The organism is Natrinema sp. LN54 (assembly GCF_052439245.1).
Taxonomy (GTDB): Archaea; Halobacteriota; Halobacteria; order Halobacteriales; family Natrialbaceae; genus Natrinema; species Natrinema versiforme_A.
The window spans coordinates 416,384-437,542 of sequence record NZ_JBQVRP010000002.1 but is presented as its reverse complement, the minus strand read 5'-3'; the positions used below and the strand labels follow the sequence as shown (position 1 = coordinate 437,542).

General features: G+C 57.6%; 23 protein-coding genes and 2 tRNA genes. 12 read left to right on the top strand and 13 right to left on the bottom strand.

Going from position 1 to position 21,159, the window contains the following annotated elements:
- Positions 1-52: 52 nt before the first annotated feature.
- Positions 53-631: a GNAT family N-acetyltransferase gene (locus ACT4ML_RS07365; RefSeq protein ID WP_444720274.1), complete on the bottom strand. Its 579-nt coding sequence runs from the start codon at positions 629-631 to the stop codon at positions 53-55.
- Between the two features lie 119 nt (positions 632-750).
- Here ACT4ML_RS07365 and ACT4ML_RS07360 point away from each other — a divergent pair, with 119 nt between their 5' ends.
- The 3 genes from ACT4ML_RS07360 (at position 751) to ACT4ML_RS07350 (ending at position 3,266) form a co-directional block, all read left to right on the top strand.
- On the top strand, positions 751-1,296 hold the full coding sequence (locus ACT4ML_RS07360) for a hypothetical protein (RefSeq protein ID WP_444720273.1): 546 nt from the start codon (positions 751-753) through the stop codon (positions 1,294-1,296).
- A 114-nt stretch (positions 1,297-1,410) separates the two neighbouring features.
- Entirely contained in the window at positions 1,411-2,499 is a 1,089-nt protein-coding gene (locus ACT4ML_RS07355) for an ATP-binding cassette domain-containing protein (RefSeq protein WP_444720272.1), read from the top strand.
- Complete coding sequence (locus ACT4ML_RS07350; RefSeq protein ID WP_138245847.1) at positions 2,496-3,266, top strand: ABC transporter permease; 771 nt, start codon at positions 2,496-2,498, stop codon at positions 3,264-3,266. Before ACT4ML_RS07355 ends, ACT4ML_RS07350 begins: the two co-directional genes overlap by 4 nt.
- A 178-nt stretch (positions 3,267-3,444) precedes the next feature.
- Here the strand turns inward: ACT4ML_RS07350 and ACT4ML_RS07345 are convergent.
- The 3 genes from ACT4ML_RS07345 to ACT4ML_RS07335 form a co-directional block, all read right to left on the bottom strand.
- Positions 3,445-3,515 (bottom strand) — tRNA-Gly (locus tag ACT4ML_RS07345).
- A gap of 169 nt (positions 3,516-3,684) precedes the next feature.
- A complete protein-coding gene (locus tag ACT4ML_RS07340) occupies positions 3,685-4,629 on the bottom strand; it encodes a WD40/YVTN/BNR-like repeat-containing protein (protein ID WP_444720271.1) in 945 nt (314 codons plus the stop codon).
- 308 nt (positions 4,630-4,937) lie between these two features.
- Entirely contained in the window at positions 4,938-5,621 is a 684-nt protein-coding gene (locus tag ACT4ML_RS07335) for a class I SAM-dependent methyltransferase (RefSeq protein ID WP_444720270.1), read from the bottom strand.
- Positions 5,622-5,887: 266 nt separating this feature from the next.
- Between ACT4ML_RS07335 and ACT4ML_RS07330 the strand changes: the two genes are divergently transcribed.
- Positions 5,888-5,959: transfer RNA gene (locus ACT4ML_RS07330), tRNA-Ala, on the top strand.
- Between the two features lie 115 nt (positions 5,960-6,074).
- Here ACT4ML_RS07330 and ACT4ML_RS07325 read toward each other — a convergent pair.
- The 4 genes from ACT4ML_RS07325 to ACT4ML_RS07310 all read right to left on the bottom strand — a co-directional run bounded on the left by ACT4ML_RS07325 (position 6,075) and on the right by ACT4ML_RS07310 (position 7,932).
- Positions 6,075-7,082, bottom strand: a complete 1,008-nt coding sequence (locus ACT4ML_RS07325) for a tyrosine-type recombinase/integrase (RefSeq protein WP_444720269.1) — start codon at positions 7,080-7,082, stop codon at positions 6,075-6,077.
- Between the two features lie 202 nt (positions 7,083-7,284).
- Positions 7,285-7,455, bottom strand: a complete 171-nt coding sequence (locus ACT4ML_RS07320) for a hypothetical protein (protein WP_444720268.1) — start codon at positions 7,453-7,455, stop codon at positions 7,285-7,287.
- Positions 7,452-7,697 (bottom strand): hypothetical protein, encoded by a 246-nt coding sequence (locus tag ACT4ML_RS07315; RefSeq protein ID WP_444720267.1) that lies wholly within the window; start codon positions 7,695-7,697, stop codon positions 7,452-7,454. Before ACT4ML_RS07315 ends, ACT4ML_RS07320 begins: the two co-directional genes overlap by 4 nt.
- 1 nt (position 7,698) lies before the next feature.
- A complete protein-coding gene (locus ACT4ML_RS07310; protein WP_444720266.1) occupies positions 7,699-7,932 on the bottom strand; it encodes a hypothetical protein in 234 nt (77 codons plus the stop codon).
- Positions 7,933-8,280: 348 nt separating this feature from the next.
- On the opposite strand from ACT4ML_RS07310, the gene ACT4ML_RS07305 reads away from it, so the two are divergent.
- Together ACT4ML_RS07305 and ACT4ML_RS07300 are read left to right on the top strand one after the other, a co-directional pair.
- Entirely contained in the window at positions 8,281-8,592 is a 312-nt protein-coding gene (locus ACT4ML_RS07305; protein WP_444720265.1) for a PhiH1 repressor, read from the top strand.
- Positions 8,593-9,002: 410 nt separating this feature from the next.
- Positions 9,003-10,262, top strand: a complete 1,260-nt coding sequence (locus ACT4ML_RS07300; protein WP_444720264.1) for a DNA cytosine methyltransferase — start codon at positions 9,003-9,005, stop codon at positions 10,260-10,262.
- On the opposite strand, the gene ACT4ML_RS07295 is transcribed toward ACT4ML_RS07300, so the two are convergent.
- The 5 genes from ACT4ML_RS07295 to ACT4ML_RS07275 all read right to left on the bottom strand — a co-directional run bounded on the left by ACT4ML_RS07295 (position 10,259) and on the right by ACT4ML_RS07275 (position 16,609).
- Entirely contained in the window at positions 10,259-12,214 is a 1,956-nt protein-coding gene (locus tag ACT4ML_RS07295) for an ATP-binding protein (protein ID WP_444720263.1), read from the bottom strand. The two genes, ACT4ML_RS07300 and ACT4ML_RS07295, sit on opposite strands and share 4 nt — an antisense overlap.
- Before the next feature lies 1 nt (position 12,215).
- Entirely contained in the window at positions 12,216-14,069 is a 1,854-nt protein-coding gene (locus ACT4ML_RS07290; RefSeq protein ID WP_444720262.1) for an ATP-dependent nuclease, read from the bottom strand.
- Positions 14,070-14,307: 238 nt separating this feature from the next.
- On the bottom strand, positions 14,308-14,970 hold the full coding sequence (locus ACT4ML_RS07285; RefSeq protein WP_444720261.1) for a tyrosine-type recombinase/integrase: 663 nt from the start codon (positions 14,968-14,970) through the stop codon (positions 14,308-14,310).
- Positions 14,971-15,150: 180 nt separating this feature from the next.
- Complete coding sequence (locus ACT4ML_RS07280; protein ID WP_444720260.1) at positions 15,151-15,561, bottom strand: hypothetical protein; 411 nt, start codon at positions 15,559-15,561, stop codon at positions 15,151-15,153.
- Positions 15,545-16,609: a pentapeptide repeat-containing protein gene (locus tag ACT4ML_RS07275; protein WP_444720259.1), complete on the bottom strand. Its 1,065-nt coding sequence runs from the start codon at positions 16,607-16,609 to the stop codon at positions 15,545-15,547. The genes ACT4ML_RS07280 and ACT4ML_RS07275 overlap by 17 nt, the downstream gene beginning before the upstream one ends.
- Before the next feature lie 463 nt (positions 16,610-17,072).
- On the opposite strand from ACT4ML_RS07275, the gene ACT4ML_RS07270 reads away from it, so the two are divergent.
- From ACT4ML_RS07270 to ACT4ML_RS07245, 6 genes are read left to right on the top strand one after another with little or no spacing between them, the layout of a single operon-like run.
- The gene (locus tag ACT4ML_RS07270; RefSeq protein ID WP_444720258.1) at positions 17,073-17,396 is read left to right on the top strand and encodes a hypothetical protein; all 324 of its coding nucleotides are present in this window, start codon (positions 17,073-17,075) and stop codon (positions 17,394-17,396) included.
- Positions 17,396-18,490, top strand: a complete 1,095-nt coding sequence (locus tag ACT4ML_RS07265) for a hypothetical protein (RefSeq protein WP_444720257.1) — start codon at positions 17,396-17,398, stop codon at positions 18,488-18,490. The genes ACT4ML_RS07270 and ACT4ML_RS07265 overlap by 1 nt, the downstream gene beginning before the upstream one ends.
- A complete protein-coding gene (locus ACT4ML_RS07260) occupies positions 18,487-19,125 on the top strand; it encodes a hypothetical protein (RefSeq protein ID WP_444720256.1) in 639 nt (212 codons plus the stop codon). Before ACT4ML_RS07265 ends, ACT4ML_RS07260 begins: the two co-directional genes overlap by 4 nt.
- Positions 19,109-19,636, top strand: a complete 528-nt coding sequence (locus ACT4ML_RS07255; RefSeq protein ID WP_444720255.1) for a hypothetical protein — start codon at positions 19,109-19,111, stop codon at positions 19,634-19,636. Before ACT4ML_RS07260 ends, ACT4ML_RS07255 begins: the two co-directional genes overlap by 17 nt.
- On the top strand, positions 19,633-20,220 hold the full coding sequence (locus ACT4ML_RS07250; protein ID WP_006109960.1) for a hypothetical protein: 588 nt from the start codon (positions 19,633-19,635) through the stop codon (positions 20,218-20,220). Before ACT4ML_RS07255 ends, ACT4ML_RS07250 begins: the two co-directional genes overlap by 4 nt.
- Positions 20,217-21,002: an ATP-binding protein gene (locus ACT4ML_RS07245; protein ID WP_444720254.1), complete on the top strand. Its 786-nt coding sequence runs from the start codon at positions 20,217-20,219 to the stop codon at positions 21,000-21,002. The genes ACT4ML_RS07250 and ACT4ML_RS07245 overlap by 4 nt, the downstream gene beginning before the upstream one ends.
- Positions 21,003-21,159: the final 157 nt, after the last annotated feature.

Sequence of the window (21,159 nt, the reverse complement as noted above, 5' to 3'; positions counted from 1 at the left end):
GCTGGGACTCCGTTGTGTCGCGACCCGTCGTCGATACGGCCTCGCCGTCCGTTCACTCACCGCCAGTCTCCGGCGGCTCACTGCCGAGCCGCGACTCGAGGAACGCCTCCTCGTCCGCCGAGAGGTCGCGAGCGCGGTACTCCTCGAGTCCCGCCTGATACCGCTCGCGCGGGGTCCAGTCCGCGTCGGCGTCCGGGGCTGCGTCCGCATCCGTCTCCGGGTCCGAGTCCGGGCTCGGATACTCGAGGATCAGTTCAGCGATGCCCGTCGTCTCGCCGGTGTAGGCGAAGCCGGTCCGGTAGAGCGCCTCGTAGGCGAAGGGGTTGTTGACGGCGATCCGGAGCCGGTCGTAGCCGCGCTCGAGGGCCCGATCGCGGACCAGTCGACAGAGCCGCGGGCCGATCCCCTCGCCGCGGCGCTCGCGGTCGACGGTCACGTAACGCAGCCACAGCGTGTCGCCGTCGGTGCGGTCCTCGTTGAACGCGACGGCCGCGACGATCCGGCCGTCCTCGGCTCGAGCCACCGCCTTCCCCGTGTTCGTCATGACGAACTTCCCGGCGTAGCTGAACCGTTCGTGATCGAGTCGGAGTTTGGGGCCGTCGGGCGGCCACTCGAGCAGTTCGTACTCCACGGGAGCGCTTGGCGAGCGAGCCACTACAATGCACGGATCGGGACGTTCCGCCAGCCCTGAGATGCCGGAAAACCGACGGAACGAACACTTTTGGACTCGTTTGTGGTAGCGATGACATGATGAGTAGTGAATCCAACACCGTGGCTACGACCGGACTCAGCGGCAACACCGGATGGCTCGTCGGCGGCGCGCTCGGCGGTGCGATCGGTGCGGTCGCGTTCGGCATCGTCATGTGGCTGCTCGACCCGGACGTCCTCTCGGCCGCGATCCCGTCGATCTATGGGCTCGATCCCGTCAGCCCCGTGGGCTGGGCAGTCCACGTCGCTCACGGGGTCGTCCTCGGAATCGTCTTCGGGGTGCTGGTCACGCGCCCGCCGATCCTCGGTACCCTTCGAACCGATGTCGAGACGGATGCGCTCTCCCGAACCGGGATCGTCTTCCGAACGACCGCCGCCGGGTTCGTCTTCGGACTGCTCGTCTGGACGGTCCTCCCCCTCATCGTCCTCCCCGTCTGGCTGGACGCGGTCGGCGGTAGCGGGGCCGAACCGCTCACGACGGCCGCCGCGGGGAGCCTGTTCGGCCACCTGCTGTTCGGAACCGTCCTCGGGGCCGTCTTCGCGGTGACCGTGGATCTCCCCGACCGGACGGCCGAAACGCCGTTTTAGCGCGGACCCTCCGCAGCGCCGTTCCGAGTCTGCTATCGTTTTCGTTTCGAAAATCCAACCAGAACCGACGACTGTTTATTGATTGACCGTTCAGTCAGTATACGAGATGACACCATGAACGCGATACGCGTCGACGGACTAACCAAGGAATTCGACGGCGTGACCGCTGTCGACGACCTCTCGTTTACGGTCGCGCAGGGCGAACTGTTCGGTCTGCTCGGACCGAACGGGGCCGGCAAATCCACGCTCATCAACATGCTGGTGACGCTGTTGCCACCGAGCGCGGGAACCGCGACCGTCAACGGCCGCGATATCCGCGCCGAAAAGGGAGCCGTCCGATCCAGTCTGGGAATCGTCTTTCAGGAACCAGCGCTCGACGAGGAACTCACCGGCGCGGAAAACCTCGCTTTTCACTCGCGGCTGTACGGCCAGCACGCGACCGAACGGGCCGACCGCATCGACGAGGTGCTCGCGCTCGTCGGCCTCGAGGCCGAGCGGGACGACCCCGTCGGCACCTACTCGGGCGGCATGAAACGTCGCCTCGAGATCGGTCGCGGCCTGTTGCACGAACCGGCGGTCCTCTTCCTCGACGAACCGACCGTCGGCCTCGACGCGCGCACCCGCCAGGACATGTGGGCGTATATCGAGCGGCTGAACGCGGAGGCCGGCGTCTCGATCGTCCTGACGACCCACTACATCGAGGAGGCCGAACGCCTCTGTGACCGCGTCGCGATCGTCGACGAGGGCGACATCGTCGCGATGGACTCGCCGACGGCGCTCAAAGACTCGCTGGGCGGCGACGTCGTCGCCCTCGAGTTCGCGGACGACGTTCCAGCTACACTGCTCGAGCGACTCCCCGAGCAGCCCTGGATTCGCGAGCACGCCGTCGTCGATACCGGCGTCCACGTCACGGTCGACGACGGCGACGCGCGGATCGCCGACCTCGTCCGTCTCGCCGACGACGCAGGCGCTCGGATCTCGGCGGTCGACCTGCGCGAGCCGACCCTCGAGAACGTCTTCCTCGACCTGACTGATCGCTTGGCCAGCGACGAGCGGGACGGCGTCAGCCTCGAATCCGGCACCGGCAGCGAGGGGGCCGGATCGGCCGCGAACGGCTCGAGCGCGGCGACGGGAGCCGGTAGCTCGGGTACGGGTCCGGAGGCCGACCGCTCGAGTACGGTCCCGACGGAGGAGCAGCCGTGAACGTCGTCGACTGGCAGGCCATCTACGGGCTCTGGCTGCGCGATACCAAGCGGTTCCTCCGGACGCCGTCGCGGATCGTCGGCTCGCTCGCGATGCCGCTGCTGTTCCTCGTCTTCATGGGCTTCGGGTTTCAGGGGGCGGCGATCCCCGGCCTCCCCGAAGACGTGGACTACCTCCAGTATCTCGTCCCCGGTATCGTCGGCTTCACCATGCTGTTCGGGGCTTCCTTCGCCGGGCTCTCGATCCTCGCGGATCAGGAGGTCGGCTTCCTCAAGGAGATTCTCGTCGCACCCGTCAGCCGCACGTCCATCGTCCTCGGCCGGATCGCAGGCGGCTCGACGACGGCGCTCGTCCAAGCGCTCCTCATCCTCCTGCTCTCGATCCCGCTCGGGTTCGCGCCCGTGAGCCTGCTCTCGGTACCCCTCGCGGTCGTCTTCCTCGCGCTGCTCGCGATCACCTTCGTCGGCTTCGGGATCGCGCTCGCGTCCCAGTTCAGCGACAGCGAAGGGTTCGGCCTGATCGTCCAGTTCGTCATCTTCCCGCTCTTTTTCCTCTCCGGCGCGCTGTACCCGCTCGAGGGACTGCCGAGTTCAGTGCGGTATCTGGCGTACGCGAACCCACTGACCTACGGGGTCGACGGGCTGCGAGCGGTGCTGGTCGGCACGTCGTCGTTCTCCGTCCTGGTCGATCTCGGCGCGCTCGGGTTCTCGTCGGTCGTGATGGTCGCGATCGGCGCGTCGCTGTTCGAGCGCGTCGAAGCAGTGTGAGAGCGGGTACTCGAGAGGGGGTTTTCGCGAACTTTTGCAGCCGTTCGTCGAAACGTACACGGACCGGGATTCGAACTACCTGAAGACGGTCTCGCTCGTCTCACTCGCGAATGTGCGTCTTCCGTCGGTCAAATCCTTGAGCGATTGCTGTGGCTCACGTATTTGTTCGCCGCAGGAATGCGCGGACCGGGATTTGAACCCGGGCCATGAGCTTGGAAGGCTCAGGTCCTACCACTAGACCATCCGCGCGCATCTCCCGATTTTCGTCCCACGTTTAAGGCTCTTCCTTTTCCGCTCGAGTCCCGGCTAGCGATTAGCCCGCATCGAGGACCGGGTCACGCGAAAAAACGGTGTCGCATCAGCCAGCGGATGGTGGTCACGAGCGCGACTCCTGGACGGAATCGGTGAGTCGGAACCGTTATCGCTCGAGCAGGGCACCGGAGGAGCCGACGGCGATGTCGACGGGGCCGGTGGCGACGGCTTGGAGGTTCTCGCCGACCGGCGTCTCGTTCCGGGTCCACTCGCCGTCCTCGAGTTCGAAGACCGCGCCACCGCTACCGACGGTGTACCCGGTGCCGGCGTCGGTCTCGATGTCGAAGAGGGCGGCGTCGCCGAGGCTCTCGGGGACCCACTGGCTCCCGTTGTACGTGAACACGGAGGCGTTACCGCCGCTGACACGGACGTCGTCCGCGGCGTCGCTGTCGAGGCCGTAGTAGGTGACCCCGGCGTCCTCGATGCCGATCGGGTTCCACGTGACGCCGTCGTCGGTGGCGAACACCTTTCCGTTGGTGTCGATGACGTGGCCCGAGCGGGCGTCGTAGAACTCGATCGCCTTCAGCCCGGAGCCGCTGCCGGGGACCTCGTAGTTCCACGTGCCCTCTTTGCCGTTGTCGAAACTGTAGTGGACGGAGCCGGAGTCGTCGGCCACGTACACGTCCGCTTCGCCCGCGGGGCCGGTGACGGCGATGTCGTTGAAGTTCGCCGTGAAGTCGTTGGGCGCCGAGCGGTCGACGAGGTTGCCGGTCGTCACGTCGTACTCGCCGATCGCACCGCTCGAGCCGACGAGCCAGAGTCGCTCGCCGTCGTCGGTGGTGTCGACGCCGTAGAGGTCGTTGCCGTTGCCGGTGGGACCGCCCTGCAGGACGACCTCCCAGCCGCCGGCGGTGCGTTCGATGACCAGTCCGGAGCCCGCGACCGCGTGCGGGTTCGTCGCCGTGTAGGCGATGTCGTGGATCGTGCTGTCGACCGGGGTCTCGACGACCGTCCAGTCGGACTCGGCGGCGGAAACCGTCGCGGGAACGGTAGCTGCGGCAAGCGATGCGCCTGCGGCCTTCAGTGCCGAACGTCGGGTGAGACGCGTCATAGCGCATCCGGGGCTGGCGGCGAGACGATCATAAAAGCCGGACGTTCTTCAGACCATTCCGGTCCATTCCGGACCTTTCATTCCATTTTATTCCGTTCTCAGTGACTGACACTCGGGCGGATATGCGGCGCGTAACTGGGCCAACCCGCGAAAAACGGTTTCCGGTGGTGATTGGGTCTGGCTACCACGGGAAATCTACACACTTCGTGGGTTCCGACGGCACTGGTATCGAAACGGTATAGCGGAGGGTCCCTCGAGCGAGTTCTCGACACCGCGCGCGGAACTCGTCCCGATCGCGATCCGATGGGCTACCGACTCCGCGATCGGCCGTGTCCCGCCACCGTCGCGTAACAGTTACCGCTCGAGAGTTCCCACTCGCGGAGCTCGAGGTCACTGTTTTCGAGATCGGCCTCGAATTCGTCGGGCGCGTAGATGTGGTAGAAGCGGTCGACCGGTTCGCCGCCGGGGAGGGTCCACTCGACCGTCGTGTCGAAGCCCTCGGTCTCGTCGAACCGGTCGTGGGCGGTCGACCACGCGCTGACCAGCGCGCGGCCGTCGGGCGAGAGCACCCGCGCGAGTTCGTCCAGACTGGCCCGGCGGGCCGCTCGCGTCGGCAGGTGGTGCAGCGTCGCGACGTAGACCGCGATGTCGATCGCGTCGTCGGCCACCGGAAGGCTCGCCGCGTCGCCCTGTACCAGTTCGACGTCGAACTCGCGCTCGAGAGCGCGGTCTCGCCCCGTCTCGAGTAGCCCGCGGCTGACGTCGAGGCCGACGACGGACTCGCAGTCGGCGGCGAGGAGTTCGGCGTGCCGGCAGTTGCCACAGCCGAGATCGAGCCCGACGCCGCCGGCTCCGTGGTCGGCCGCGCTCGCGACGAAGGATTCGACCTCGGGCCACGCGTACTCCCGCGTGGACGCGAAGTGTGTCGCGATCCGGTCGTAGGTGTCGCGCACGTCGTCTCGGCTGTGTGCTCGCTCCTGATCCCCGGCCATCGTCGGATTTCGTCGGGGTATCCGGAAAAAGCGTTCGCAAAGCCGCTCGGATTTCCACTCGGGGTCCCCCGGCGAGCGGCTGTAGTGTGTCGCTACTGTGGGGTATCGGGGTCGATGCGCTTCATCGGGTGTGAGTCGGCAGCCACAGGGCCCCCAATGCTCTATCGGGCGCCGGGACGTGACCGTGTGAATGTGGGACCGTGACGGGGACTCGAGGAATTCGAGGGGTTTATCTATTCCCGACGGGAACTGTGGGATGCGTACGAGGGCTCGTAGATCAGGGGTAGATCACTCCCTTGGCATGGGAGAGGCCCCGGGTTCAAATCCCGGCGAGTCCATCTCTGTTTTGCCGTTTCAGGCCTTCTACACCGCGAATACGTGCGCTTGAGGGTGTTCTGAAGACTATCCGTGAGTCGATGCTTTCAGCCGCTTGTTCGTGGGTCATGTTCCTGTCTATAGATCTTCGATGAAGTCGCGTCGCTGTTCCATCTTCTCGCGGTCTGTACGCCGGTCGTAGTGGCGCTCGAGGACTTCCGAGGAAACATCACAGCGATCGCTAACGATTTTCTCGGGAATGTCCTCACGGAGTTGGTGCGTGATCGCCCCGCGCCGGATCGTGTGCGGCGAGAGACTGCTCGGGCACTGGGAGTAGTGGCCATACTCCGTTGCCCCACAGCTTATCGGCTCGCGGTCGTGCGGACAGTCCTCGATCATGCAGGGCTGCGTGAGCCGGTACACCTCCGAGCGTATCTGTCCGGAGCTCAGCCGCCCTTGCGTACTCGTCACAAGCGGCTCACGGCCGTACTCGTCGGTGACATCGTTCCGATGGAATCGGATGTACTCATCGAGGACATCGCAGTAGTAGTCGTCGAGCGCGATCGCCCGCTCGGCCGGCTCCTGATTCTTGAGCGGTGTGTCGGTATCCGGCCGGTGACGGAGCCAGAAGCACTGGTCCTCGGGCTCGTAGTCCTCGAGGTCGACCGCTCGAAGACTCCCGAGGCGGATCCCCGTGTGCCAGAGGACGGCCATGATGACGTGCTCGCGGCTCGCGCGCTTGTACCGCTCGAGGTAGCCGATGATCTTCCTGGCCCGCTCGGTGTCGACCATTTCGTCGCGAGCTTCGTCACCGCGGTCGACGTCCGGGAGTTTCACCCGCTCGCGCATTCCAGGTTCCACGGCGTCGATCGACGCGCAGAACTCGAGGAAGACGCGCAGCGTTGCGAGCTGACCGCGGAGGGTGACGACGTTCACGTCTTGCTGTCGCCACACTCGGTACCGGTGGAGATCCCGACCGGTGAGATCGTTGAGGTTGTCGATCCCGACCTCGTCACACCACTCGACGAAGGCGTTGAGCCGGTACTTGTGGTTCTGCAGGGTCTTCGCGCTCACCTCGAGTTCGCGGTGGGAAACGTAGAGGTCGACAGCCTCACGAGGGCCGATCGGCTCGAGGTCGTCACTCATGCGCTGACCCTCCGTGTGGCGTAGTTGCTGAGCCGGCGGAAGACACCGCCTCGCCGGAGTTCTCTACCGTCCCCGGTATGGGCGATGTGGCCGCCAGCGTGGCACTCGGTACAGCGGTAGCAGGGCGTCTCCGCTGATCCCCAAGCGACCCGTCGCGCGGGTTCACCGCAGGTTCTGCAGGTGACCGTCTCGGGTGCGACTGTCATGCCGATCCTCCCTGTACACTGCCGTCGGTGGCAATTTCCGGTTCGGCTTCGTACTGCTGCTCGAGTTCGGCTGCGCAGTCCTCGCAGACGTAGCCGTCGGGCGTGATTACCTCTTTCCACCCGTCGCAGTCGGGCGTATCGCAGGAGTAGAGGCTGTTCCCGCTCATTCGTCATCCCCTTCCCCGTCCTCGAGCGGACGGAAGTTCTGCTGAACCATCCCGGGAGCGGGAATGTGTCCGTCGCGCTCATATCCGACCTCCTTGAGCGCCTCGTCGATCTCGTCCACATCTTGGTCGTCGGCATCGCTGTGGATCACGAAGTGACCACAGTCGTCATCGTACTGCGCGATGCTGTCCGGGTCAGCGTCGGGGATCGACTCGACTGCGCCGACGAGCGCATCGTCGACCATCTCAGATCCCCTTCTGTTCACGGCGGGTCACTTCATGGTCCGTGATTGCGGTATGGATCGCCGTTCCCGAGCGTATTCCCTCGCCGTGGATCGTGTCGAGGGTGGCGATAATTTCGGTGAGAACAGCGTTCTGGTACCGCAACTCGCTCGCAATCGTCTCGAGCGTGTTGGCTTGACGTTGTTCCTCTGGCGAGCCCGCAGTGGGACCGCCGTCAGCGTGGATCGTCGCGCACAATCGGCAGGCTGGTTCGTCGAATCGAGCGTCGTAACACTCCGCTCGAGCGCCGCAGGCGCAGCGAGCGTTAGACCTTTTGGCTGGCGATGCTTCTTGCCGTGCGTGGGGTGCATGCCCCACGGAAGTTCCGAGATTCATTTCGAATCACCGAAGTTACCTTCCGGGCGGCGCTCCAACGCCGCCCGCCCTCACATACCAACAAGAGTCATCTTCAGCCAATTTGGTAACTCCGCAGCCCCACCTTTGTATCCAATATGCATAAATGCATCGCAGACTCGGAAGGGGGTTCAAGATAAACACACGGGTAAATACTGGGAAATAGGTTCCCCCACCCTGTATTAGGATTTAATGAGGCAGTCGGGTACTTGGATGACGATCTGGGATGACCGGATTCTCGAAATCATCCGTGATGAAGGACCAACACCAGTAGGTAAATTAACGGAACGTGATGGAGTTCGAATTAGTCAGTCATCAGTTTCTCGAAGATGCCAGAAACTAGCGGATCACCGACTCTTGATCCCGATTGGGAACGGTGTCTACGATATCTCTGACATTGGGAAAGCCTATCTCGATGAAGAATATGACGCCGAAAACGAGACCTACCTCAATGGTGGCGACTCGAGAGATGGACCGAGCGCCAGTGGTACTACCCAACCCTAATGAGCCGAAAGCCCGCTTGCTGGATGTGTACGCTTGATGAACGGATCCTTGAGCATCTCTCGGAAGATTCGTGGTCGACACCGCGACATATGTCTCAGGCCGTCAAACTCACTGCATCACGTGGGCGGGTTGAAGAGCGATGTCTGATGCTTTCTCAGGTCGGACTAGTTGCTCCGATCTTCGAGGATAGCAACATGTACGAGATCACCTGTGAAGGACAGGGGTACCTCGATGGCGAGCTTGATGTTGAGAATCGGCCGGAACCATCACCTGGTGCAACTAGCTTGCCAAAATCCACATGGTGATTATCTAAGATATATCTCTAGGTGTTCTCTTTCCCCTTCAGTCGAGATAAACGAGACGTCGGACTTTTAGTAGTGGGAATATAGGCATTAGATAGAAGGTCCAATATGGAAAATCTGAAAGTGATCGATTTATTTTGTGGTGCAGGCGGTGCCTCTACGGGATTGATCAGAGCAGGATATGATGTAGTCGGTGCCGTCGACGCATACCAGGAGGCACTGGACACGTATCGAAAAAATCTGTGTGAAGGAGATCTGACTAACGAGTTCCCTGGATCGGTAACATTCGATAAGCCCCTTCGAGCGGATCTAAGTCAGGGTTACGATGATAGCGGTAAAGGGGAAAATCTCCCCGAGATCACGTTCGAGGATATCCGTGAGAACTTCGAACTGGAAGAAGGAGAAGTAGATGTCATTTGTGGTTGTCCACCCTGCCAGAATTTCAGTAGTCTCCGTGATACGGAACCATGGCCAGATGGAAAGCCGAAAGACGGATTACTTCGTGCATTTGTTGATTTCATTCGTGAAGAGGTTCCTGACGTGGTTCTTTTCGAGAACGTCAGCAATATTCTCAATGCTGGCGAGGAAGTCCCTTCGACCTACGTAGACTGGTTCATCCGACAGATGAAGAATATTACCCGACCATCCGACTCACCCCAAGAAGGCGGATATGGATATACGTTCAAGGTCGTCAACGCAGCAGATTACGGTGTTCCTCAGCGACGACGGCGGACGATCGGGATTTTCATCTACGGTGCAGAAGATGAGGAGGTAACAATTCCGGCTCCGACACATGCACGAGATCCCGAAGAAGATAGTGACCGGGAGCCTTGGGTTGAAGTACAGGATCGAATCTTCCGGGAAGATCTAAAAACAGACTTAGATCTTGGCCAGAAACAGACTGGAATTGACGGGTATCCCGACGATCCTGCACATCGCTCTCGCCGTCATCATGACAGCACCATCGAAATGATAGAAGCAATCCGTGAACATGGGGGTAGTTGGAAAGATCTTCGCGGCACTAACGATAAAGACCTAATCAAAGAGTGCCATCAGGATTTGAGCAGTGGTGCTAGATCGGCGTATGGTATTATGGCAAAAGATGAACCAGCACCAACACTGACAACTCGCTGTGCGAACGTAAGTTCAGGTCGCTTTACTCATCCTACAGAGAATCGAGCAATTACATTTCGAGAAGCCGCACTTCTCATGGGCTTTCCACGAGATTACAAACTACCAAGCGTCAACGAACATGCCGAACGTGTCGTCGGTAACGCCGTACCACCGTTGCTTATCAAGAAGGCCGCCGAACATGCCCGCTCAGATCTTCAACAAGTGAAAAAGAAAGAGATCACAGAAGCAGCTTAAAAGTCATCTACGGCAGCCTGATAACCAAAGCTGTCACCGTCTTCCTGCTCAGTTTCGTCTAAATACGTCTGTAGCATCTGGCTTTCAGTGCGTTCTGCTTTGCGCTCAAAGACATCGAGGAAGGCCTTGTGAGAGCGACGAGCAATATCTTTGATATCATCGTAAGTCCTGATTCTCATGTCGTCCATCTTCATACGCCGAACTTCCTGATTTACACGCCGTTGATCTTGTGTACCTGCTGCAATGATGTATCCCTCAACATCTCGCCCATCGATTGGTGACATATCTCGGATAGATCGTAGGTAGTCGACATAGTCCTTGAATTCGTCTAATTCGTCATTCCCCAGGATATGGTCTGTTTCACGGATATCTACGAGTCGGACAGTATCGGTCCCGCCAAGGCTGATAAACCCAACTCGGCTGTCATCATCAGTATCGGAGAAATTCTTTTGAATCTCTTCACGGATTTTAACCTCTTCATCAAGATAGTCCCAACGAGGATCAATCAGCCACGGGTTATCGCTGACAAATCCGTGGAGGTCGTCGATATCCGAATGACTTTCCTCAATGAGTTCTTCGAACTTCTGTATTGCATAGAACCGGCCACGGACAATACGAAGAGAGTTCATCGCATCAAGGACTTCATACTGATCGAAGAGTTCGACAAGTCGCTCTGTATTAGAGATATTTGATTCTTCAATTTCTTTGAGAAGTTTTTGGAAGGATTTCTGTTGAACTCCGCTGGAGACATATGACGCCATCTCTCCCAAGGTCCCATCATCGTAGTCTCCCTTTTCAGCCAACTCCCCGAGGAACTTATCTGCTAGTTTCTTTTCTCGATCATCCAGTGGCTCAATATATCGTTCATACGGTTCCTCGTCCCGTATATCCTCCATCTGTTCGTCACGACGTTTTTTCGGCCACTGTGAACAAATCTCTTTGATTTCCTCCACAAGGAATTCACGAAGTTGCGTTGCAGGCTGCTTGTCCCACAGTACTTCACTTCGATGTGTGGCAATTAGGTCCTCATCTTCGTCGAGGAAGTCAGCATGAATTTCGCCTACAAGATACTGTAGAGCCATCTGTCCACGAGTCCCACCCTCAGCAACTCCGAAAGTAATTGGTTTCTGGACCGTCTTACCTCGAGCCATTACAGCGACACCGCCCTCAACATTGTTAGGAGTGGGATTTGGTAGTGTACCGATCCAACCACTCACTGTGTATTCACCGTCGTTGTCAATCGGCGTCTCTTGGTAGGTGTTCTTGAACTCACACCTGCCTTTCAGGTTCCGCTCGTCTCCACGGACTTCCTCACTGTTAACCAGAACCTCGAAGTCGTCTCCAACTACACTGAAGCGGCGCGAAATCCTCTGACGAACATATTTTTCTCGAGGGCGTTGTGAATGGTCGAGTTTCGCCAAAGTAACTGTCGTACCACTTTGCTCATTAGTATCTCCTTCGCCGAGAATTTCTGGTCGATACGTAGTGGTCGTGTCGTCACCTTGTTCAGCTTCCCGTTGCATTTCTCCATAATTAAGTTCGAACTCAACAAATTTGCCATCCTTAACGGTTCGAATCCGAACAATTTCGGCGATGCCGAATCCAGCCAATTTCCCAATCCCCTTTCGTCCCATCACCTTCCGTTTTGAGCCATCTTTTTCGACGTAGTCTTTCCCGTCGTCTCGACGCCTGTTCCGACCGACGACAAGAAATTCTTCGTTGACCTCATCTTTTGTCATCCCCCTCCCATTATCCTCGATCGTGATCTCATAATCAGAGGTCATTTTTTCCTGAGGAATCGTTATTTCGACCTCTGTCGCCCAAGCATCCCATGCATTTGCCACGTACTCGGAAACTACAGCAGGGAGGCTGGTATACATCCGGAGGCCTAAATGTTTGAGAACATTTAGGTCGAACCGCATCTCTAAGTCAGCGTCGTGTTCTGTAGTCATTTTATTCATCTCCATCCGGTCTGTTTTCCCGCACGGTCTTCTCGGCATCAACGAGTCCGGCGATTCGTTGCATTACGTCATGGAATTCGGCCGGCAATTCCTCGATATCAGTGTTCTGAGACAATTCACTGATCTCAGTTGGTTTGTCGAGAGAATCAACACCCTCTGGGAGATCATAATGTCTTCTACATATACGCTCCAATCGCTTATCAGGTTTTATCTCCTCATCATCAGCAATTTCATCAATGACGCCATCATCTACCTGATTATATTTTTGTTTGATATTTACACGATCCGCAAGGAGATAGTGTTCAATCTCTATATGTTCCCAAGCATGAACATCTTCGAGGCTAGCCCCAGCACTTTCTGAGTGGTCCGAAGAATCATCATTTATCCACTGATAGAATCGCCCCTCAATAGCGCCAGGGGTGTCTGGTATTCCCTGTTCGTCATCGTCAGCAAAGTGCCTACCAATATCTGAGTCACAGACGAACAAGTAGGGGACATTGAAAATATTCAATAACCGTGCTACAGGACGGGAATGTTCTACCATTCGGCTACTACCATCCATCACGAGGACACCGATATTACATTCATCGAAATCTATTCCATACTTTGGACCTATTTTCTCGAGAGCGATTTTATCGGTGACCCCTTCCACTATAACGACTGCTTCCGACTGTAACATTCCGGCATATTCGTAACCCAATTCTCGAAGGTCAGCTCCAATAGTCTTCGAATCAGTTGGTTCGATTTCCGTGTCGCCCTGGCGGTTGATGCGATAAATATTATTCACATCAAGGTGGTGAATGAAAACGCTCGAATGAGTCGACAGAAGGACCTGTAATCCATTTTCCCCTTCGACTTCCTCGACAATAAGGTCGAGAATTTCTTTTTCGGCAGCGGGGTGAAGATGTAGTTCGGGCTCCTCAACGAGTAAAAGGTCAGTGTGTCCGTTTGCAAGAACAATTTTAGTAATAAGCGTAAGAATCTCTTTTGAGCCAGCTGAGATTTCACTCAATTCGAAACCGATATCCTCGTATTCTTCTTCATCAACTACAACAGTCGTTTTATCATCTTCGGATAAAGATGCTCTAATTCCCTTAACTCCCGCCATTATGTCTGCATATTTGTTCGAAATCCTTTGGAACTCGTCTCCTTTCTCGCCACGTAGAGTAAGTAGAACCCTTGTAAGATTCTCACCACTTTTATCGAGGGAGAGTTCACGTCTCGCTTGTTGAAGATCGTCCGGTTCTCTGAACGCATCGATGAATTGCCAAGACTCGATAGATGACTGCATTATATCTTTCAAACCCCTCCAAATCCGACGTTCGTCGGTATAGTTAATATCGGGGAGAGTTCTGAATTTTAGATATTCTGCTCCCTCCTCATCTAATGGCCCACGGCGAAGGTAGACTTCTTCATCTCCAAAGTTGGTCGTCATAATAGATTCGCCGGTAACATGATCATGGCCTCGAGGGGAGGAACGGATTACGAGCCGATGGGTGATTTCCTTCAGATATCCACTGTCTCGCCACCGTCCGACTTCGTTTGCCCCAAGGGAGTAATTAGTAAGTTGGTCGCAGAACTTTGCGTGTTCCTCGTCATCTAATTCGAACTCTAACTCGAAAGTGATCTCACCGGTAGGATTCTTTTCTGTATTTCGCTTGTGAGCCCAGCCAGAATACGTGTCGTTTGCAACGGGGAATATATCACGGTAGTCGTCAAGAGCATCAATAACGCTTGACTTTCCAACGTTGTTTTCTCCTAACAAAACGTTCAGATCGCCAAACTCTACAGTTTGTGGCTCTCGGATTGACTTGTACCCCGATATAGTTAGCTTATTAATTTGCATTGGCAGAGTATCTGAGGCAACAGAGTTGTACACTGGGTCTGTGCCGAATTATACGTTGTTCTATGTTTAATGCATATCATTTTGACGGTTCCAGTCAAGTGGATGCATTTTCTGTGCTACTTAGAATGACATCGGAATTAAGTCAGCAAGCCGAGTAACCGTCTAGTTCCTATCTACGGTACTGTCACTGACCCTTCTTGAATCCGGTGCCTATGACAGAGAGCGAAATACAGCGGTGCTACTCTACTGATTTTGTCCCGACTGGCATCGCTGACGTGTTCGAGGCTTCTGACTTGCCCGAGGTCCTGCCTTCGAGATAATTCACCTTCCCACGCTCCCGGCGAATCGCTTCCGGCGAGAACTCTCCGAGGTAGTGCCGCCGGAACGTCTCCCAGTCCTCCCAGCCGCCCCAATCCATCACGACCGATGGCAGGACGCCCTGCTCGAGCAGGTTCGTCCCCCAGGTCCGCCGAAGGTCGTGGACGTCAAGGAACGACCAGCCGCGATCTCCGCTCTCGGCGTGGAGTCGTTCAGCAGCTCGCTGCACCCAGCGGTAGACCGTCTTGTCAGTCACGTCGACGATCGGCGCGTCCGGTGCGATCCCCGCGGCGTCAGTGTGGGCATCGATATACGTCGCCAACTGATCGGGGACCGGCGGCTCGCGGTAGTGTTCCTGTTTCGCAACGTCCTCCCAGACGCGCAGGTGCGTCCCGGTCGGCGTCTCGACCACATCGGCGGGTGTTACCTGGACGATCTCGCAGCGACGCAGTCCGCATCGACCGGCGAGCAGGAATGCGATCATCTGGCGGTTGTCCTCTGCCTCGTCGATCACAGCCTGCAGTTCGTCTTCACTCAACCACACGCGCTTCCCTTCGCGTTGCGGGTAGGGCTTCAGTCTCATCGCTGTCCTTGATACTCATTTTTAGCCCAACAAACCATGAAGAATGGGGTTATCAGTACAGAAATCGGCCTCGATCTCGGGGCAAATTGTCCGCGAAGAGTGGGTTCGCGGACACTCTTCTCTCACATTCGAAATTTGTAAACATAACATTGAGATAATGGTTTGTATCTGATGATCAAATCACGCACCAGGGAAGTACTCAAAATTATTAGCTACTGCTATCAATCCACAAGCAATTCCGAATGGAAAGGTGATTAGAGCGATCATTAGGCCTATGTTAGGAATAATCGACATTAGGAATAAGATAGGAGCTAATATAGTGAGAATTATTCCCAATACGACAAGCCATCCACCGATTTTTCCCATCTTGTCCGCGAGTTTGATTTCCGTTCGATACTCAAAAGCGATCCCGATTGATCCATCCTCCTGGATATCTATTACCGAGTTTGGATTCTCGACTTCTTCAGTAGGATCTCTACTTTCAGATGGGGCTTCATTAGACGGACTGTCCGCTGAAGGAGTCGCAGATTCTTGTTCTGACGATCTACCTCGTCTTTCAACGACTTCTGTTTCTTCACCCCTCCGACCCATTTCCAATGACCTCCTTTATACTTTCAATTGCTGTGGAAAGTTCGGCTATTTTCCCTCCCAACCATCCATAAAATACTAAGAAAATGAAAGAGATGACTATTGCAATCTGTTCTTCAGTTAATGGACTGGAAACTGCGTTTGAAGCAACTAGGGCTGCTATAGAAACAGATGTAATCAATCCAAGAATCCCACCGATAATTACCCTCTTCTTTAATTCATTAGTTCTATTAACAGCCTCTCGAAATTGTTCTGCTCCATTTATTATCACTCCCTCAAAGTCACTATTAACAGATTTTACATCAGTGAATTCTGCTCCTCTAAGATCAGCATTAGAAAAATCAGTATGATCTAATAGAGTTCCCTGAAATACTGAACCACGCAAATCTGTATGTTGTAATTTTGATCTAATGACCTCAGATCGACTTAAGTTAACATCTCGTAAGTCTGATCCAGAAAAATCTGATTCTTGTACATTAGCGTTAGTGAGATTAGCTTCCTGAAGGTGGACCGAGGTTAACTCAGAAGTAATCAAGTTTGAACTGGTTAGGTCAGCCTGCCCAAGGTTTGCCCCGGTAAGATTTGCATCTTGAATATTTGCCTTTGTGAGATCAGCGCCTTGGAGATTTGCTCCGGTGAGATTTGCCCTATAGAAGTTTGCCCCAGTAAGATCAGCGCCTTGGAGATTTGCTCCTGAGAGATCCGCCTCGCGGAAGTTTGCGCCTGTGAGGTTAGCATTCTGAAAATCCGTTTGACGGAGTGCAGTGCGGTTAAACGGGAATCCTTCTTCGAAGTTAATATCGGAGACATTAGCCCCATCGAGGATTTCCCTAAAATTAGACTGAGAAACAGAACCTATCCAGGATTCGCGCGTCTCTCTAAGCATCTCGATTGTTTTCTTTTCTGTGTCATCTGGATCTGCATGCCAGACACAGCGGTCTGTATCTGGTAATGTCTCTCGGTAACAACAACTCTGGTAAGTCTGTGGTGTATAATAGATGTGGCCCCCATTCCATGTATAGCCACATCGATCCGGTGGTGGACTCTCCATAGGAATCACTGACTCATACCGACCATACAACTTTTTCCCTAGAACTACTGTACAACTTCCTTCCAGCCTCAAAAATCCGATCTACGTATATATATTTCCAAATAGGAGTGAGAAGTGAAGTTTCTATCATGACCTTTGCTTTGATCGCCCCTAAGATATCTTATGCCTCCGCCTTTGGATAATCGTTAGGATCGATCACAGATACTTCCCATGTCCCTGTATCAGTCTGCGTTACCCGTATTGGTTGATCTTTCACGTCCCCGTTCTCATCGACCAATCCAAGCGCTCGAAGTTCGCTCTTCGGAAGCACAACACCGCCCGACGTACGACCAACTTGTGTCAACTGGTGGATCGGCATGGCTACGTTCCTAACTGGTCCTGAACCTGTTTAAATATTGGTCTCACCAGTACGAGACTATGATATTCCCGACCGCTATCAGCTACTCTCGAGTCCCATCTGAGCATGGGGACAGACAACCCGCCACCGACTGACGAGAAGTCTATCGACGAGGTCTACCACGACCGGAATCTCCTCGCGATCGCCTTCGCGAGAGCGGTCCGACTCACATGGGGCCCGAACACCGCGGGCTGGTACTGGCACGACGGGTGGCCGGTCGTCTGGGTCGATACCCCAACCGGTCAGAAGTCGTGGCACGTCACGCCCGACCTCGAGGATGTCCTCAAGCGGTCGTCGCTCCAACAGATCAAGCCGACCGGCGGTTACGACGGCCACTCGCGGACGCTGAAGAACTGCCGACTTGCCCGCTACATCACCGGAGCCTACTGATGACCGAACGAATCGAGTTCGGATCGAAAGCGGCGGCTGACCAGTTTCGCGACGAGTACGAGGATCAACTCTGTACCGACGACGATCGCCGACTCAAGACCGTCGCGATCTCCTCGGACGCACCCGACCACGTCCTCGAGACGGCAACAGTCGAAGCGTCCGATAGCCAGGCCGACCGCAACGGCTCAGGCCAGCTCCCGCTCGAGGACTACGAAATCGAGTCGATCGACTGGTCGAAGGGACGGGCGAACGTCCCGTGGGCCCGCTCGGTCAAGGCGGTGATGCGCGACGAAGGAGTCGACGACTGGCTCGCCTACCTCGATCCGTCGCTCACCGTCGACGAACACCGCGAGGTTGCCAAGCGAGCTACTCGAGACGAGCGCGGTGATCGCCTCGATTCCAAATCGGATGTCGAAGAGCAACTCGCCGAGACGAGAGCTGCAGGCGATCAATGCGGCAACGCGGCGACCCACTGTGAGGACGGCGACGATGCTGCCTGTGAGTTCCTCACCGACGAATGTGGCTTCGACGAAACCGAGGTACAGACACTGTTCTCCGATTTCGACGACGAAATCCCGTCCGACGAAATCACCGGGAAGTGGCTCGGTGCGATACGGCGGGCCTGGCAAGGCTACCACAACGCGACTGACACGCTCGAAGCGGCCCTCGCAGAAGCCGGCGATTCGGTCAACCACGCGATCGCCGCCGCGAAGGCCATCAACGGCATCCGTCGAGCGCACGGTCAGGACGAAATCGAGGCGTTCACCGAACTCGAGCGACTGCAGCGGCCCCTTCGGTGGGATCCAACGGCGGAGATCAGTGATGAACTCGACACCGACGACGAATCTGACGACCAACCGCTCGCAGATGACCGCCACCTCGAAGACGAGACCGACGAGACGCTGTTCGACCACGCGGTGAACGAACCCGACGAAGGATCCGACGGACCCTCGAGGGAGTTCCGCGCAACTCAGCAAGACGGCTACCTCCGACAGAGTGACGGTGACGACGTCGACGAACGCGAGGGACTCGGCCAGTTCGGAGCCAGGAGAAGCGACACGAAAGCACTCGAAGACTTCGAGAGCGACTCATGACAGGCTACTTCTGCCCCGTCGAGGGGTGCGACAAACACGACGATGAATGGGACGACGAGCAACCTCCTTTCGCCTCGAGGGAGGCGGTCAGGAGCCACATCAACGCGATGAGCGGCGACGACCACCAGCGAGCAAGGGACGAAGGGGCCTGGGAAGGGGCCCCGACCAGCAGCGAAGGCACAGACGGAGAGGGGGTCGAGAGCAGCAACGACCAGCAACCCGAAGGGACCGAGAGCAGCAACGACCAGCCAGACGAGCAGGCAGAAAGCAGCAACGAAGGGGACGAACCCAGCCCCTCGAGCAGCGACTCGACTGACGAGAGCAACGACGACCAAGGAGACGAGCAAGTGAAACCCGAAGACAGCACCGACCCGTGGGACCCAGACGAGCAGGGAAACGACCAGCAAAAAGGGGCCGCTCAAGGGGCCTCGAGCAGCGCCTCGATCGGTGGACCGAGTCTCCGGACCACTGCCGTCCTGATCGGAGCGGCCGTCGCCGTGGCGCTCCTGATCCTCTTGTGGCGTCGTCGCCGGTCGAACATGATCAACGCCGACTCGGCCGACCCGACGCCCAACGAGGACGACTCGAGCGGCAACGGCATCGACCGCGAGGCCGGGGGTGGTCTCGTTGACTGACGACCGAGACGGCGACCGCGAGGACGAACCCGAGCCCGAGGAGTCCCTCGAGGAAGACGCCTACGCGGACATCGATCCGGAGATAGCCGAGCAGGTTGCGGAAGCCGACGCCGAGGACCCCGACAAAGAGGTAGACGTCGACGACCCGGCAGAGGAGCAGGACGGCACCGACGACAGTACCAGTACCGGCGACCGGAAGACGGTCGGTCACGTCTACTGCCGGGCCCTCGGAGCCGGCGCGGCGATCAGCCAAGACCGGATGGGGTCGGGCGTCGACGACCGCTCGGCGGTGATCGACGAGTACGCTGACCTCGCGAAGGAACTCGACCTCGACGAGTACATGGACCAGTGGTACCGGGAGAACCTGAGCGGCAGCTCGGAACTCGGGCCCGGTCAGGGACTCGTAGCGATGACCTCGCTGTTCGCCGTGATGGTTCTCGTCGAGGACACGGAGATGCTCGACGGGGCGATCGACTCCATGAGCGGAGCCACTGCGGAGGTGGAGGCATGAACCTCCGGGAGATCGCGACCGGCGGCGACCCGCGGAAGGCCCTCGCGACGAAGTTCTTCCAAAGCAAGCAGGCCGAAGCCTTCCTCTCGATCGTCGCTCACCGCGAGCGGCGGATCATGGAGGCCGTCGCCGATCTGCAGGAAGCCGTCGACGATGACAACATCGAACCCCTCGAGGGACTGCCGTCGGTCGACGACCGCGTCGAGCAGATTCGCTCGATGGCGCTCGCGATGATTGACGATTCGCTCCCCTCGTGGTACGTCGAGGAAGCGATCGACATCGACAACGCCGAGGAAGCCGCTCAGTACGCCGATCTCTCCGACGAGGAGTGGCAGACGACCAAAGAGACGTGGGCCGACCGCTACCGCGAGCAAGGCGTCGAGGGCGGCGTTGACGAACTCGCGACCGCCCACGTCCGTACCCGCTTCGATGTCGACGACCTCGAAACGTTCCGCGAGGCCGTCGTCGAGTGGCCCAACGAGCGACAGCAAGCCGTCCTCGAGGAAGCCCTCGCCGGTGGCCTCGAGATGGCCGAACAGGGGATCCGCGACGTAACCGACGCCGTCGACTCGGAGGATCGATGAACCTCGCGTTCGGTGCCCGAACGAACTGGGGGAAATCGTACGGTCTACAGGCGTACACGGAACGCAACGCGCCGGAGTACGACCGGACGGTACTCGTCGACTACAAGGACGAGTACACCGGCCTCGTCGAGTCAGGGCTCCTGCAGCGACTCCCGCTCCGACCGGGAACTGACGAGCTCTCGCGGGCCGAGTGGCGACGGATCTTCGAGGACAACGGCAGCCTCCAACTCGCCCGCGACGGCATGACCGACGACGCCTGGCGCGAGGCGATCGCGACCGCCATCGCCGCGCTCGCCCAGCTCGAGGAACGCACGTTTCTGGGGTTGGACGAGGCTCACCGGCTCGCTCCCCAGCGGGACGGCTATCCCGACGAGTTCGACACGCTCGCGACGACGTGGCACGGCGACGGGATGGGTGTCGCGTGGGTCACCCAGCGCTTCGCGAAGCTCGACGAAGACATCGCCTCGCAGTGTCAGGCCTCGATGCTCGGCGGCTTCGGCTCCGGCAACGATCTCGACAAGGTCCGCGGGATCGTCGAATATCCGGCCGATGTTCACAAGGCCGACGCCGAAACCTGCCCGCGAACGCTCTCCAACGAGTTGCTCGTCAACGGTGAACCGCTCACACTCCGTCGGTTCAGCGATGACGCAGGCAATACGATCGGCTCCGAATGGATCTACTCGGACGACACGACTCTCAGACGCATCGATTCACGCGACTGGACGCTCGAGAGTACCCACTACGGGAGCGATCGCGTTCGAATCAAACACCCCTTCAACTAACACAATATGCGCATCGACGTTTCACTCCGTGAGAGCAAGGCTGATCAGTTTAAGCGAATCCAGGAGTACCTTGAGGATCGACGTGGTCACGAGTTGACCCGTGCAGACGTTGCTGCACACCTCATGGCTGAATTCGAGCAGCGTCATGATTAGTAAA

What these genes read in the sequence shown, in the direction of transcription:
- ACT4ML_RS07340 (WP_444720271.1), bottom strand. Translation starts at nt 4,629, where the DNA reads ATGACGCGTCTCACCCGACGTTCGGCACTGAAGGCCGCAGGCGCATCG.
- ACT4ML_RS07320 (WP_444720268.1), bottom strand. Translation starts at nt 7,455, where the DNA reads ATGAGCGGGAACAGCCTCTACTCCTGCGATACGCCCGACTGCGACGGG.
- ACT4ML_RS07275 (WP_444720259.1), bottom strand. Translation starts at nt 16,609, where the DNA reads ATGGAGAGTCCACCACCGGATCGATGTGGCTATACATGGAATGGGGGC.
- ACT4ML_RS07335 (WP_444720270.1), bottom strand. Translation starts at nt 5,621, where the DNA reads ATGGCCGGGGATCAGGAGCGAGCACACAGCCGAGACGACGTGCGCGAC.
- ACT4ML_RS07260 (WP_444720256.1), top strand. Translation starts at nt 18,487, where the DNA reads ATGACAGGCTACTTCTGCCCCGTCGAGGGGTGCGACAAACACGACGAT.
- ACT4ML_RS07295 (WP_444720263.1), bottom strand. Translation starts at nt 12,214, where the DNA reads ATGACTACAGAACACGACGCTGACTTAGAGATGCGGTTCGACCTAAAT.
- ACT4ML_RS07315 (WP_444720267.1), bottom strand. Translation starts at nt 7,697, where the DNA reads ATGGTCGACGATGCGCTCGTCGGCGCAGTCGAGTCGATCCCCGACGCT.
- ACT4ML_RS07265 (WP_444720257.1), top strand. Translation starts at nt 17,396, where the DNA reads ATGACCGAACGAATCGAGTTCGGATCGAAAGCGGCGGCTGACCAGTTT.
- ACT4ML_RS07360 (WP_444720273.1), top strand. Translation starts at nt 751, where the DNA reads ATGAGTAGTGAATCCAACACCGTGGCTACGACCGGACTCAGCGGCAAC.
- ACT4ML_RS07250 (WP_006109960.1), top strand. Translation starts at nt 19,633, where the DNA reads ATGAACCTCCGGGAGATCGCGACCGGCGGCGACCCGCGGAAGGCCCTC.
- ACT4ML_RS07300 (WP_444720264.1), top strand. Translation starts at nt 9,003, where the DNA reads ATGGAAAATCTGAAAGTGATCGATTTATTTTGTGGTGCAGGCGGTGCC.
- ACT4ML_RS07270 (WP_444720258.1), top strand. Translation starts at nt 17,073, where the DNA reads ATGGGGACAGACAACCCGCCACCGACTGACGAGAAGTCTATCGACGAG.
- ACT4ML_RS07245 (WP_444720254.1), top strand. Translation starts at nt 20,217, where the DNA reads ATGAACCTCGCGTTCGGTGCCCGAACGAACTGGGGGAAATCGTACGGT.
- ACT4ML_RS07280 (WP_444720260.1), bottom strand. Translation starts at nt 15,561, where the DNA reads ATGGGTCGGAGGGGTGAAGAAACAGAAGTCGTTGAAAGACGAGGTAGA.
- ACT4ML_RS07285 (WP_444720261.1), bottom strand. Translation starts at nt 14,970, where the DNA reads ATGAGACTGAAGCCCTACCCGCAACGCGAAGGGAAGCGCGTGTGGTTG.
- ACT4ML_RS07305 (WP_444720265.1), top strand. Translation starts at nt 8,281, where the DNA reads ATGAGGCAGTCGGGTACTTGGATGACGATCTGGGATGACCGGATTCTC.
- ACT4ML_RS07290 (WP_444720262.1), bottom strand. Translation starts at nt 14,069, where the DNA reads ATGCAAATTAATAAGCTAACTATATCGGGGTACAAGTCAATCCGAGAG.
- ACT4ML_RS07355 (WP_444720272.1), top strand. Translation starts at nt 1,411, where the DNA reads ATGAACGCGATACGCGTCGACGGACTAACCAAGGAATTCGACGGCGTG.
- ACT4ML_RS07325 (WP_444720269.1), bottom strand. Translation starts at nt 7,082, where the DNA reads ATGAGTGACGACCTCGAGCCGATCGGCCCTCGTGAGGCTGTCGACCTC.